Consider the following 13,659-nt stretch of genomic DNA (forward strand, 5'->3'; position numbering starts at 1 on the left):
TTTAATTCTAGGAAAGGAAAATTAATAGGGGAACGCAAACGTTCCCCTATTGTGATTCTGTGTAATTACAGCTTCGCTGCGATCATGTCTTCAAGTTTACCTTGGTCAATCGCGAAGTTACGGATACCTTCCGCAAGCTTCTCTACTGCCATTGGGTCTTGGTTGTGATCCCATAGGAACTCTGAATGAGTCATTGGCGCTGGGCGCTCTTGAGTGCCTTTAGAGTCAACTAGCTTCTCAACAACTTCGCCTTCAGCCGCTTCTAGTTCAGCAAGTAGAGCTGGAGCGATAGTTAGACGGTCACAGCCTGCTAGTTCTAGGATCTCACCGATGTTACGGAAGCTTGCGCCCATAACAACGGTGTTGTAGCCGTACTCTTTGTAGTAGTTGTAGATCTTAGATACAGATAGTACGCCTGGATCTTCTGAAGCTTCGAAGTCACGACCTTCTTTCGCTTTGTACCAATCCATGATACGACCAACGAATGGCGAGATTAGGAATACACCAGCTTCAGCACATGCACGAGCCTGAGCGAATGAGAAAAGAAGCGTTAGGTTACAGTTGATGCCTTCTTTCTCTAGGATTTCAGCAGCGCGGATACCTTCCCAAGTAGAAGCCAGTTTGATAAGGATGCGGTCGTTAGCGATGCCTGCATCGTTGTACATTTTAACTAGCTGACGTGCTTTTGCTACGCTGCCTTCCATATCGTAAGAAAGACGTGCGTCAACTTCTGTAGAGATACGGCCAGGGATAGTTTTCAGGATTTCTTTACCGATGTTTACAGCAAGCATGTCACAAGTGTCTTGAACTTGTTGAGCTTTGTCGTCGCTCTGTGATTTTGCATACTCGATTGAAGCATCGATTAGAGGAGCGTACTCAGCAATTTGAGCGGCTTTCAGAATCAGAGAAGGGTTAGTTGTTGCGTCTTCTGGCTGGTATTTTTTGATTGCGTCGATTTCACCAGTGTCAGCGACTACAGTCGTCAGTTTACGAAGTTGCTCTAATTTGTTGCTCATTCCGATCATCCTATTTCATTGGGCTCATACTTTGCTGTCAGTATGAAAAGTGCATTTGCAAGCGCGTTAGCCAGCGGAAGTAGAAATCTGTTCTGCTCACTAACTTTTAACTTTTCAGCGTTTGAACATTTGTTGTGAACATTTGCTCGAACTCTGAGTAAATGATGCCTCCATAATTATCTGAACTGTGCGAAAAGTCAATTGTTGATCTGGGGGGAAAGTGACATTCATCAATTATTTTTTCCGGCCTTGGGCCAGTGTTATCGAGATAAACGTTTGCCCATATAGCACATGGCTTATAAGGGCATTAATGAAGCCCTGTTTTAATCTGAGAATTTGTTTTTGTGATGAGCAAATGTTGAAGTGAAGGGCGGGTGTGACATATGCTACGCTCGTGAGCGCTTGTAATGGCGTTGAGTATTTGCTCGAGTGAAGGGCACAGATAAAATACAAATCAGGTTGAATATGAGTAAATCTATTAACGATGTATCTGATGAAAGTACCGATCTTCTGACTGAGATTTCGGTTGCTTATTACCAAGATGGGGCAACACAAGAAGAGATCTCGAAAAAGTATGCTGTCTCCCGCGCGAAAGTGGGACGTATGCTAAAGCAAGCAAGAGATGAAGGCATCGTGGAGATCACCGTTAAATATCACCCGGTATTTAGCGCTAAGATTGAACAAAGGCTGATTGAACGTTTTGGCGTGAAACGCGCCTTGGTGGCTTTAGATCAGCCAAGCGAAGAGCAGCAAAGGTTACAAGTCGCTGGGCTGGTATCCAAATACATGGCGAGCACGCTACAAAATGGTACGGTTGTGACCGTAGGGCAGGGACGTAATGTATCTGCAGTCGCGCATCATGTTGGCGTTATCCCACAAAAGGACGTTAAGTTTGTTTGTGGCATTGGTGGCATCCACCCGCGGGGAGGCATGTTTAACGCTGACCATATTTGCCGTCAGTTCGCCAAAAGTTATGGCGGCACATCAGAAACGCTATACGCACCAGCCTATGCAGAAAACCGGGAGCAGAAACTTGCTTTTATGCAAAACGCGACGGTTAAGCAGACTCTGGACCTCGCACGTAAAGCCGATGTGGCTCTGGTTGGAATCGGCGATATGAGTGAAAACAGCTACATGGTCGACCTCGGTTGGTTTACCGCAGAAGAAGTCGTGCAGTCGAGAATGATGCAAGGTGTAGTTGGAGATTTCGCGGGGTACGATTTTTTCGATATTAATGGCGTATCCGCAAAGACGGTGATGAGCGACCGTATTATCGGTCTTGGCATTGATGAATTCCGCTCCGTTTCTGAAGTGATCGCCATTGCTGCCGAGAACAGTAAACCTTTGGCATTACTCGGAGCTTTAAGAACGGGCGCGATTGACGTTATTGCCACTAGCGTGAGTAACGCATTAACGGTACTCAACCTAGATGAGCAAATGAACGGCAAACCAGTATCGGACATCTAGTTCGAATAACTTGCCATTAATGTAATAGGGCTGCGAGTGTTTAGAAATCACTCGCAGCCTGATTTCCTTCCTAAGTTTAAAGTATTCCTCGCGGCTCATTGGAACCCGATTAGCTCAGAGGAAACCCGGGCAAGACATTTTTCTATTCGCTAATGATGCTTTTATATTCACTTGTGCTATTTAAATAAACCGGAATTTAAGGTTTTTTCTAGTGATTGTGGAAATATTAATTCAACGATAATTTGTTGATTCTAAATGTGACTTGTTCAATTTTATCACCCAAGTCACCGCCTTTCTGTTCATGTGTTTCTTGTTGCTGTGTGCGTTTTTAATGATTGCAAATTGAAGTAAAGTATATAAATATTAGCCCGCACTCGCAGTTCTCCATGGTAGGGAGAAAAACAAATCTCATTGTTTTGCTGCGATTTCAGTCAGGTTTGTCGTCGTGTGTTCTCCCACGCCTTCTGGCTGACGTAAAGTACAGGGAAAGTTTCAATCCGTTTCTGAGTGGCACACAAATAGCGCACAAAGCTCTCATTTCATCTCATTCTCGTTTGCTATTTCTCCCTGAGCACACCATAACTTTATGAAGTATATCCAAATGACTTCAAGGTACTTGATTCAGAGCGTTGCTGTTTTCTGTGCATCAAACATCTCAAGGTTATTTGGCTATAACAACCAATCAAAAAGAACAAGGAGCATTTATGTACCAAGCACTAAGGAATGGGCTAGTGGCACTTGCTGTCGTATTTTCAGCTTCAACTGTGGCAGAAAACTACACTATTGGTACCGGTAGCCAGAGTGGTACTTATTACCCGTTAGGTGGTATGTTGGCGAAAATCTGGAGTGAAAATCTAACTGATTTTAATATGCGTGCTGAAGTAACAGCGGCCTCTGTAGAAAACACCATCAAAGTGTCTACCAACAAACAGCTTGCTGGTATTGCTCAAGGCAACGTTGTGTTGCAAGCGTATGAAGGTACGAAACCGTTCCCTCGTAAGATGGACGTTGCGGTGTTGTTTGCACTTTATCCAAATGCTGTGCAGTTCATTGTTCCTGCTAACTCAGACATTAAATCAGTTGCTGATCTAAAAGGTAAACGCGTTTCTCTTGGTGCGCCAGGCTCAGGTACTCGCGTTAGTGCAATTAATATCCTAAATACATTGGGTGTGGCAGAAGACGACATCAAAGCTCAGTCTCTGAACTACACTGCGACCACTAGTGCTATCGCGAACAACCAGATTGATGCTGGTGTCATCGTTGGTAGTGTCGGTGTTGGTGCAATCACTGAACTTGCTCTGACTCGTGACATTCGTGTACTAAGTTTCAGCGATGAAGAGCTGAAGAAAATTGCGGCAGATTACCCTTCTTATCTTGAGCTTGATGTTCCAGCTGATGCCTACAACAAAGTGCCTGCATTCAAGGTGCCAGCAGTATGGAACGTTCTCGTTGTGAATAAAAACATGAGCGAAGACATGGCTTATGAAATGACAAAAACGACGTTTGAGCACATTGATGAAATTCGTCAGGTATTGGGCGTAACTAAGTTCACCACCATCGAAAATATGACCAAACTGGACGGTGTTCCTCTACACCCAGGTTCTGAGAAGTACTTTCAGGAACAAACTAAATAATTCGTATTGAAGAAGTAAAGCCAACCCACAGCGGCACTGGTCAGGTTTCGATTTAATGCTATGAGTCGGTGCTTATGTGGATTGATAGAAAGTTACATGGAGTAAGTGATGAGTCAGATTCATCCGAGTAACCAGAAAATTACCGACGTGATACTTTCGATAGCCGCCGTTGCGGCTATCGCTTTATCTGTCTTTCAAGTTTGGCAAGGTATTGTAGCCAGCCTGTCGGCGCCAGTATTTCGTCCAGTTCACGTTAGCTGGGTGCTAGCGATTGCTTTCTTGGTTTACCCGACCTTCAAAGCCCGACATTCTGTGCCTGTTTACCTGACAGGAAGAGTGATTGATTTTGTTCTCGTCGCGTTAACGTGTTGGGCTTCAACCACCATTGCTCTGTTCGACTACGATGACATTAGCTTTCTGCTTGATGGGCTAGGAACGACAGAACAACTGGCAGGCGTCGTATTGATTGTCATGTTACTCGAAGCGACAAGACGTACTGTCGGGCTGGTGATGGTAGCGATCGCGGTGCTATTCTTGGCTTATGCCATGTTTGGTGATGTATTACCGGATAACGTTGCGAGTAAAGGCTTCTCTGTCGAAGAGATTGTTCGCTTCCACATCTTTTCAACCAATGGTGTCTATGGTGCTCCACTTGCGATTGCCGCTGGCGTGGTGTTTATGTTCGTTTTGTTTGGTGCCTTTCTTCAGGTCACTGGTGCCGGTCAGTTCTTTATTGATATGGCATTTGCGTTGGCAGGTAAGTACCGAGGCGGGCCAGCGAAAGCCAGTGTGATTGCGTCTGCAGCTCTGGGATCTATTTCTGGATCGGCAATCGCAAACACCGTAACAACAGGCGCATTAACCATACCAATGATGAAAAAGCTCGGCTATAAATCTGAGCAAGCTGCGGGCATCGAAGCTGCAGCGTCGACAGGTGGACAAATTATGCCACCAGTAATGGGAGCTGGCGCATTCGTGATGGCGCAATTTACTGGTATCCCTTATAGCGACATTTTATTGGTCTCTATTGCTCCGGCGATTTTGTATTTTGCCTGTACCTTGCTGTATGTGCACCTGATGGCCTGTAAGCTGGGTCTTGAGGGGATGACGGTAACCGAGCAAATTTCGAAGGTGTTGAAAGATGGCTGGCACTATTTACTGCCGCTTATCTTAATCACCGCATTACTGATGATGAGCTACTCTCCAGTACTGGTCGGCGTCATCGGGTGTGTGGCGATCCTACTAGCGGCCATGACGCGCAAGCACAGTCGGATTAGTCTCAGACTGTTTATTGAAGGCTTGAGAGAAGGTGCGTTTCTCGCTATCCCAATTTCTGTCGCCTGTGCAACCGCTGGTATCGTGGTGGGTGTTGTAGGCCAGACGGGTATTGGTCTTCAGTTTACCCAGTTCCTGATTGCCATGTCAGGCGGTTACTTATGGTCGGTATTAGCCTTGATCGCAGTTGCTGCGGTAGTACTAGGTATGGGTTTACCCGTGACTGCGGCCTACATTGTATTATCAATTATGGCTGTACCAGCACTGATGGATTTTGGACTCGGTGTACTAACCGCGCATATGATTGTGTTCTGGTTGTCGCAAACTTCAAACGTGACACCGCCAATCGCACTGGCTGCATTTGCCGGGGCAGGGATCGCGAATGCGTCACCAATGCGTTCTGCTGTGCAGGCATTTAAGCTTGCTCAGGGCTTTTTCCTTATTCCGGCAATGATGGCCTTTTCTGGTTTAATCTGGATTGACGGTGAGCCGATGCACTTTGTGATTGGTGTGATTTCGACCATCAGCCTGTTTGTCGCCTTCGCTGGTGGTATAGAAGGACGCCTGTTCGCGCCATTACAACAGTGGCAGCGTGGTGTTTTACTGGTGATGGCGTTAGGTGTGCTGTTTATGTCGGACATTTATCGACTTGTGGCACTGGCCGTGATCGTCGTGATCTGTCTGATTAACTATCGTCAGCCAGATGAACCTACTTCTCAGGCATCATGATGAGCCAGTGGTGATAAAGCCACAGTGTGATAGAGACTAAAAACGTCTTTAATTGAGTTCTGTCGCTCGCTTAGCAGCGAGCGACAAGTTCAAACCACCCGGTCATTCTGAACAGCGAGGTACGAGAGAGATTCAGAATCTACTCCCCTAGCGCTGTGTTACCAGAGCAATTCATAACACTTCTCAGCACTCTGATGTCAGATTCCTAGTCTCGCTATGACTCGCTGGAATGACGGCGGTGATTAACACTTACCTTTTAAACCTAAATTTCAATTGGCAAGTGTAGGCTTGAACCCCACTCCGTCCACGAACCATCGTATACAGACACATTTCGCAGGCCTAATTGATGCGCTGCTAGCAACAGAATACAAGCAGTGACGCCCGACCCGCAGCTAAATACGAGACGTTTATCGTCCTGTATGGTGAGCTCACTAAACACTTGTTCTAATTCTAAAACGGGTTTGATGTGGCCATCCGTCATCAGCTCCTGAAATGGCAAGCAGATTGAGGTTGGAATACGTCCGCTGCGAAGGCCAGCACGTGGTTCTGGTACTTCGCCTAAAAAGCGGGCTTTAGAACGTGCATCAATGATGTTGGCGCTTTGGTTGTTAGAGTGTTCAAGTACGGTTTGCGCATCCAAGAACGCTTCTTCAAACAGAGTCCCGGCAAATGTCCCTAATTCAGAAGGTAATGCGAGTGAATCTACGACAGGCAAGCCGCTGTCTATCCACGCAGGTAATCCGCCATTGAGGACTTTTACGTTATCGTGTCCCATCGCTTTGAACATCCACCATGCCCGGGGTGAAGCGAGAGTACCAGAGTTGTCGTAGACAACAATAAGGTCATCTTTATGCAGACCAAGCTGTTGCGCGCTGGTATTAAATCCATCTTCAGTCGGCATCATATGTGGCAGCGTTGAGTCAGGTAGACAAAAGTCGTTGTCATAGTCAAAACGCAGTGAGCCAGGAATCCATTTATTGGTGATCTTCTTTCCCTCAGAAGGGATTTGGAAGCTTATGCTTGCGTCCAATATTTTCACATTGGGTTGGCCTAATAGGGCACTTAATTCCTTCGCGTCAATCAATGTTTGCATCGTTAAATCCTTATTATTAATACCCATATGATCTGGAGATACGCTAATCGCAACGAACAAATGAGAATGACTGTTCAATGGTTGTTTCTGTGGTTTGGCTTAGTGTTACGGTCGAACCAACAGGGCATACCACTGATGTTGGAACAGAAACGCGTTGTTGGCCAGTCTCGGGTGAATGGATAGTCAGGTAGCGACGCTGACCATCCAAAGATTGCATTAACGTGTTATTTATTACGGTTGCCGTCACGGTTCTCTCTGTGTTTGGAGCACTTAACCAGAGAAGCAGTAAAACGGCAGTTAAGCTGGTTAAAACCAAAATGTATTTTTGGGGATTGTCCAAGATTGAGTTCCGTATGTTCAAACCTGAGTAATCTCACTGTTTTACATCAAAATAAATGTCGGTTCAAAATTGGATGCAGATTTGCGTTAAATTCCATTTCGTCCCAAAAAAAAGCTCAACGATAGGTTGAGCTTTTGAGTGTTATCTGGCTAATTACAAACTGGGCAGGTTGGCATTTTCATTAAATTCATCTCTCGCCAAGACATGCTTAGCGCGTCTAGTATGAGTATTTTGCCTTTGATTGGCCGACCGTAATTGGCGATCACTTTTATCGCTTCCATCGCTTGCACTGCGCCGACAATGCCAACCACTGGTGCCATAATCCCTGCCTCCACACAGCTTAAAGCATCACTGCCAAACAAGGCACTTAAACACTGGTAACAGGGTTGTGCTGGGTCATCGTAGGTGAATACGCTCACCTGACCTTCCATGCGGATCGCTGCACCGGAGATTAACGGCGTTTTGGTCGCAAAGCATAGACGGTTAAGTTGGTTACGCGTCTCGACGTTATCTGACGCATCCACCACAAGGGTGTGCTGTTCAATCAAAGCTTGCATTTCAGCATCATTAAGACGTTTATCAAACGCTTCAACTTGTATGTGAGGATTAAGCTCTCGTAATGCATCGCAGGCAGAGTCTACTTTCTTGTGGCCGATATCTGCATCGTGATGCAGCACCTGACGCTGTAGGTTAGACAGCTCGACAATGTCATCATCAACTAATGTCAGCTTACCAACACCCGCAGTAGCTAGGTACTGACTTGACGCACAACCCAGTCCGCCAGCACCAAGAATCAGAACTGAGCTTTGCTTAAGTGCTTCCTGCCCGTCAAAATCAAACTGACGCAGAATGATCTGGCGGTTGTAGCGCAGCATTTCTTGATCAGAAAGAATATCCACGGTGCAATCCTAGTAAAGTGTTGAGTTGAATAGTTGAATGTTTACCGTCTCACCGATCTCAACCCGGCCACGTTCGCGCTCCAGCACAACAAAGCAATTGGCTAAACTCATTGAACGGAATGCACCGGAGCTTTGGTTTCCTGTTGTTTCAACGACGAACTTACCATCTTCTAAAGAATAGATCCCGCGCTGGTAATCCGCACGTCCCGGCACTTTCTTGAAAGCTGTCTTAGTGACAGCAGGGATGGATAATGACTCTTTCCACTCTGTATGCCCGGCTAATTTAGCCAGCATTGGTTGAACCAATACATACATCGTCATCATTGAAGAAACCGGGTTGCCTGGAAGACCACAGAACCAAGCTGTCGAAAGTTTACCAAAAGCAAAAGGTTTACCCGGTTTAATCGCTAGTTTCCAGAAGCCGATTTCGCCCAGTTCCTCAAGAATATCTTTGGTGTAATCGGCTTCGCCCACGCTAACACCACCCGATGTGACAACCACATCCGCCAGTGTTTGCGCTTGCTCAAATGTCGCTTTAAGAGTTTCTGGGCAATCAGGAACGATGCCTAAGTCTACTGGTTCACAACCAAAATTTTCGATCAGGGGTTTAATACCGTAACGGTTGCTGTCGTAGATTTGACCTGCTTCAAGCGATTCACCTAATGGTTTGAGCTCGTCACCGGTCGAGAAAAAGGCCACTTTCGGTTTTCGTACCACAGTCACATGACTTACACCCAAAGAGGCAATCATCGGAATATCACGAGGTGTCAAACGTGCACCTTTGGCGAGTACGATATCCCCCTGTTTGATGTCATCACCAGTAGGGCGGATATTGTTTTGCGGATCCACCTCTTTTTGGTTGAACTGGATACCAGAGTCGGTAACTTCGGTGTTTTCCTGCATGATGACGGCATCACAACCTTGAGGGATCTGTGCGCCCGTCATGATACGAACACAGGTTCCTTGCGGCCATTCTCCTTCAAAAGGCTGGCCTGCAAAGGATTTTCCAGCTAAAGGCAATATTGTTGAAGTTTTCAAGTCTTGAATACGGATTGCGTACCCATCCATCGCTGAGTTGTCGAACGGAGGTACGTGAATTGGCGATAAAATGTCTTCGGCAAGTACATAACCCAATGCTTCAGCGAGTGGCAGAGACAGAGTCGTTTGGATTGGTTTGATTTGCGATAGCATCTTCTCCATCGCTTCTTCAATTGGCATCAAGCCAGGTGCGTCGCAGCAGCCCATTGAGAGTATCCTATGTTCTTATGTTTTGAGGCAACTTTATCATAAAGTCACAATGCCCACCGATAAAATATGGGTGTAATTATTCAAAAATCCGAGTATCCTTGTCGACCATCCAAAAGGGGTAAAACGCCTCATGGAGTAAGAGAAAACCGCTCAGTCTATTCTTTTTATGTGTTTTGGCTATCAATCACTAAACTGAGCGACCGAAACGCTAACGGAATGAATCAACGACAACTGTTTTTCAATCTGAGAGCGGCAGTTATGAAAGAGGAAGTGCAATGTCAGGTCTTAGCGAGTCAGCGAAGTTAGTAAAAGAAGCGCTAGAGCAACGCGGATTAGAAACGCCAATGCGTTCTAATAACGTAAGCCGTGAAGAAAAAAAGGAAAAGATCGAGTACCACATGCGTGAGATCTTAGGCCTCCTTCAACTTGACCTTACGGACGATAGCTTAGAAGAAACACCACACCGCATAGCCAAAATGTACGTGGACGAAATTTTCTCCGGCCTGGATTATTCTAACTTTCCTAAAATCACCGTTATCGAAAACAAGATGAACGTCAGTGAAATGGTTCGTGTGAAAGACATCACTGTGACCAGCACTTGTGAACATCATCTTGTCACTATCGATGGCAAAGCTGCCGTTGCTTATATCCCTCGCGGTAAAATCATTGGTTTGTCTAAGATCAACCGAATTGTTCGTTTCTTTGCGCAGCGTCCACAGGTTCAGGAACGTATGACACAGCAGATCCTTATCGCGTTACAAACGCTTCTTGAGTCTGACGATGTGGCTGTGACTATCGATGCGACACACTACTGCGTGAAATCACGTGGTGTGATGGATGCGACCAGTGAAACGACGACAACTGCGTTGGGAGGGATCTTCAAGAGCAACCCAGCAACTCGTGCTGAATTTCTACATGGTTTACGATAAATCGAATTGATGAAAAAAAGGATGGCCGATGCCATCTTTTTTTATGCTTGTTTGGAACGGGATCTGACAATTTCTGGCCAATACATTTTTACATATCCAGCAGATACCCAAACGACTAAAACTGTAGCGATGCTCAGCTCGAAAAAGCCAAAGTCATGCAGCCAATGCCATTGTGGGTGTGATGCGGCGAAAAATGTGGTTAACCGGTGCATGGCAATGGCGCTGATGACGGAAGGAAACGTCACTGCTGCGATAGATGGTTGGAACTTTAACCGCATTAGTCGGAAATAACACAGGTAAATCAGCAAGGTCATCGTGATTGCAATACCCGCTAACGCCCCAGTGAGGATTGGGTCTGGCTCAGGGAAGTTCACTAAATATGCCGCGAGAGATAAATTAACTGGTGCTGCCATAATCGCAAGTGTAGGGCGTGCCTTTCTTGGTAGAGAGCCGAAGAAAACTAAGCGGTATAGCACTAGGGGCAGCATAAAGAAATAAATGCCGATACAAATAAGCGCGACGGTTTCTGAGAATACGTTGTGTCCGAACTGGGAACCAGCAAGCGAGCTACTGATGATCCCAACAGGATAAAGGAACCAGCTCGGAACAATATTCGACATTTTAAAGTTAGTGAGCTGAAAACCGAAAAAGAGCACCATCATTGAAAAATGAAGCAAAAGTGCTAAAAACCACACTGGATAAGCAATAATAGGTGAAACAGAGGCAAGGTAGTCAGTCAGGATTAGCAGCGCCATACTCATCGGAGCCATTAAACTCCCGCTTAATGGATGACGAATATCTATAATGAACAAGCGAGGATTGGTTGCATATTTGATCAGCACCGGAGCAAGTAATAACGCGCCAAGTAACGAGAGAAATGGTCGAATCGGTTCTCCGATTGCTGGAACGTAAAGCGCCCAAGCTTGACCTAAACCAATAATACCAAGTGCCAACGCTGCCTGAGAGGGCGGGACACTATAAAACTGTACAAGTCTTCTCCAGTTCAAATCTACTCCGAAATGATTCTATTCGTATGAAACGTTAATACCAGCCTGGCTTTTTGAAAAATATTTACCTGAAAAAACATTGTGCTGTCTATATCTTGACCAGAATAAATAAAGCCACAAGTCATGGAACGATTGCTCTATCAGGCGCGAATACTAGCAAGTTTTATTGGTAGTTACTCATAAAGGTATCAGTGAACGATCATAGAATGGCAATTTTGTGAGTTTGGTATCGAATATTTGGTAAAAGATGCAAAAGTAGCAGGTAATCTGCTCCAAACAACCCTTTAGGAGAAAAGATTATTTGGAGCGAAGAGGGGGTTTAAAGCTTAAGATGCTTGATTTTCAGGTAGGTCTTGTTGACGTAGCTTGTCATTTTTAAGCGTACGGCGAAGTAACTGGCTATATATCGGTTGACCACCAAGTAACTGCGCAATGATAACAGCTCCAAGACAGGTAATGATGAGCGGTAAAATAAGGTAGTAGTTATTGGTCATCTCAATAACTAGCAGAATACCTGTGATTGGAGCACGTACTGTCGCTGCAAATAAAGCGCCCATACCTGCGATCGCAAACATCCCAGGCTCAATAGTAAGGTTAGGTAGTAACACTTCGGCACTCGCGCCAAATGCATAACCAAATAAGGTACCCAAGGCGAGCATCGGAGCGAAAATACCTCCTGGTGCACCAGATCCGAAACAAAGTAACGTTGTTACGACACGGCCGACAAACAACAGCACTAATAGCGTGATGGAATAGTTGCCATTCGTTACATCGGGGATAAGCGCAATCCCTCCCCCCGTCAATTGCGGGACGTATAAGAGCAGCAAGCCGAAAACGCCACCTAAAATCGAACCTGTAATAAGGTAACGCTTACGATCGTTTTTGTGGATAGCGACAAAACTATCCTGTGCGATGGTGATCAGTTTATTAAAGATCACGCCGAACACGCCAAACAGAGCGCCGAGTAGCAAAAACAGCCACAGTGATTGCAGTGCTGGTGGTTGATACTGAGGCATAGTGATCACGGCGTCTTGGCCATTAATTGCTCGAAACACAATGTTGGCCATGATGGCTGAGATAATCACCGCACGGATGGAAATTAAAGAATAGCGAAATTGAGGCCTCATCTCCTCTACGACAAACATGATGCCAGCTAACGGCGCGTTAAACGCTGCGGCTAAACCACCTGCTGCGCCCGAAGCAAGCAGAGAGTGGCGAGTATCGTCATCCTTTACGCGGAAAATGTCAGTCACCATTCGGCCAACAGCACCACCCATTTGTACTGTAGGACCTTCACGGCCTAACACCATACCTGAACCAAGCGCACCCATACCACCAAAAAACTTAACGGGTAGCACGCGCCACCAACGTACCGGGCGGATGTTATCCATGGCACCTTCTATTTCAGGGATGCCAGACCCAGCAGCTTCGGGAGCAAAACGGTGAACAAGAAAGTAGCCGACAAAAGCCAAAGACGCACTGATCAGAACAGCGGCAAGCCATAGCGGTAACATGCTACCTATTTCACTTTTTAGCCATTCGGTGCGCGTTTCGGAAACTAGGTGGACAGCATGTTCAAAATACGTCCCTACCAAGCCCGCAAGTATGCCCACGACAGCTGCCATTAATAAAACAGAGATTGGCGTCGACCCTCGAGAGATAAACTGGTTAATCGCATCTTTCGGTACGTGCGCTAACACAGACTTCACAATTCTCTCTCTCTTGGTCATTAACGGTTTCTCCTGTTTCTATTTGAAGGGACAGACGAAATTATACGCCTGGAAGAGTCTAGACCTAATCAGCAAAGTTGCAATTTAGCTTTCCACTATTGGTGACTCAAAGATTGAGAATTAATAGCATTCGCGAATGTTGTGCTATTGATCTCATATTTAGTGTGGTTTTTTTACCGAGAAACCTTGTTTTCTGAGAAAAATGAACCATGCTTTAAGTGTAAAGCAACATGACTGCTTCAAAAGGAGGGACGTGACGTTTTACTCACAATTTGGATGGATTCAAACCCTA

11 protein-coding genes are annotated in these 13,659 nt (G+C 45.7%); 4 read left to right on the top strand and 7 right to left on the bottom strand.

What is annotated here, in order from left to right:
• Positions 1-65: 65 nt before the first annotated feature.
• Entirely contained in the window at positions 66-1,016 is a 951-nt protein-coding gene (gene tal, locus OO774_RS19855) for a transaldolase (protein WP_014233810.1), read from the bottom strand.
• 465 nt (positions 1,017-1,481) lie between these two features.
• On the opposite strand from tal, the gene OO774_RS19860 reads away from it, so the two are divergent.
• From OO774_RS19860 to OO774_RS19870, 3 genes are all read left to right on the top strand, one after another.
• The gene (locus OO774_RS19860) at positions 1,482-2,483 is read left to right on the top strand and encodes a sugar-binding transcriptional regulator (protein ID WP_264908630.1); all 1,002 of its coding nucleotides are present in this window, start codon (positions 1,482-1,484) and stop codon (positions 2,481-2,483) included.
• A gap of 704 nt (positions 2,484-3,187) precedes the next feature.
• Positions 3,188-4,117 carry a TAXI family TRAP transporter solute-binding subunit gene (locus OO774_RS19865; protein WP_264908631.1) on the top strand — a complete coding sequence of 310 codons (930 nt, stop codon included), beginning with the start codon at positions 3,188-3,190 and terminating at the stop codon, positions 4,115-4,117.
• Positions 4,118-4,225: 108 nt separating this feature from the next.
• Positions 4,226-6,121, top strand: a complete 1,896-nt coding sequence (locus OO774_RS19870) for a TRAP transporter fused permease subunit (protein WP_264908632.1) — start codon at positions 4,226-4,228, stop codon at positions 6,119-6,121.
• A gap of 262 nt (positions 6,122-6,383) precedes the next feature.
• On the opposite strand, the gene OO774_RS19875 is transcribed toward OO774_RS19870, so the two are convergent.
• The 4 genes from OO774_RS19875 to moeA form a co-directional block, all read right to left on the bottom strand.
• Positions 6,384-7,214, bottom strand: coding sequence for a sulfurtransferase (locus OO774_RS19875; RefSeq protein ID WP_264908633.1), 831 nt, complete (start codon positions 7,212-7,214; stop codon positions 6,384-6,386).
• A 43-nt stretch (positions 7,215-7,257) separates the two neighbouring features.
• Entirely contained in the window at positions 7,258-7,554 is a 297-nt protein-coding gene (locus tag OO774_RS19880; RefSeq protein ID WP_264908635.1) for a hypothetical protein, read from the bottom strand.
• Between the two features lie 149 nt (positions 7,555-7,703).
• Positions 7,704-8,453 carry a molybdopterin-synthase adenylyltransferase MoeB gene (gene moeB, locus OO774_RS19885; RefSeq protein ID WP_264908637.1) on the bottom strand — a complete coding sequence of 250 codons (750 nt, stop codon included), beginning with the start codon at positions 8,451-8,453 and terminating at the stop codon, positions 7,704-7,706.
• A gap of 9 nt (positions 8,454-8,462) precedes the next feature.
• A complete protein-coding gene (gene moeA / locus OO774_RS19890; protein ID WP_264908638.1) occupies positions 8,463-9,698 on the bottom strand; it encodes a molybdopterin molybdotransferase MoeA in 1,236 nt (411 codons plus the stop codon).
• A gap of 278 nt (positions 9,699-9,976) precedes the next feature.
• Here moeA and folE point away from each other — a divergent pair, with 278 nt between their 5' ends.
• Positions 9,977-10,630 (top strand): GTP cyclohydrolase I FolE, encoded by a 654-nt coding sequence (gene folE, locus OO774_RS19895; protein WP_264908640.1) that lies wholly within the window; start codon positions 9,977-9,979, stop codon positions 10,628-10,630.
• 41 nt (positions 10,631-10,671) lie between these two features.
• On the opposite strand, the gene OO774_RS19900 is transcribed toward folE, so the two are convergent.
• Together OO774_RS19900 and clcA are read right to left on the bottom strand one after the other, a co-directional pair.
• Positions 10,672-11,637, bottom strand: a complete 966-nt coding sequence (locus OO774_RS19900; protein WP_264908642.1) for a TDT family transporter — start codon at positions 11,635-11,637, stop codon at positions 10,672-10,674.
• Between the two features lie 326 nt (positions 11,638-11,963).
• Complete coding sequence (gene clcA, locus OO774_RS19905; RefSeq protein WP_264908644.1) at positions 11,964-13,367, bottom strand: H(+)/Cl(-) exchange transporter ClcA; 1,404 nt, start codon at positions 13,365-13,367, stop codon at positions 11,964-11,966.
• Positions 13,368-13,659: the final 292 nt, after the last annotated feature.

Origin of the sequence: Vibrio sp. STUT-A11 (assembly GCF_026000435.1) — a bacterium.
Classification (GTDB): domain Bacteria; phylum Pseudomonadota; class Gammaproteobacteria; order Enterobacterales; family Vibrionaceae; genus Vibrio.

Bases quoted from the DNA above. Each gene is read 5' to 3' on its own strand.
- OO774_RS19875 (WP_264908633.1), bottom strand. From the start codon at position 7,214: ATGCAAACATTGATTGACGCGAAGGAATTAAGTGCCCTATTAGGCCAA.
- OO774_RS19870 (WP_264908632.1), top strand. From the start codon at position 4,226: ATGAGTCAGATTCATCCGAGTAACCAGAAAATTACCGACGTGATACTT.
- moeA (WP_264908638.1), bottom strand. From the start codon at position 9,698: ATGGGCTGCTGCGACGCACCTGGCTTGATGCCAATTGAAGAAGCGATG.
- OO774_RS19865 (WP_264908631.1), top strand. From the start codon at position 3,188: ATGTACCAAGCACTAAGGAATGGGCTAGTGGCACTTGCTGTCGTATTT.
- OO774_RS19860 (WP_264908630.1), top strand. From the start codon at position 1,482: ATGAGTAAATCTATTAACGATGTATCTGATGAAAGTACCGATCTTCTG.
- clcA (WP_264908644.1), bottom strand. From the start codon at position 13,367: ATGACCAAGAGAGAGAGAATTGTGAAGTCTGTGTTAGCGCACGTACCG.
- folE (WP_264908640.1), top strand. From the start codon at position 9,977: ATGTCAGGTCTTAGCGAGTCAGCGAAGTTAGTAAAAGAAGCGCTAGAG.
- tal (WP_014233810.1), bottom strand. From the start codon at position 1,016: ATGAGCAACAAATTAGAGCAACTTCGTAAACTGACGACTGTAGTCGCT.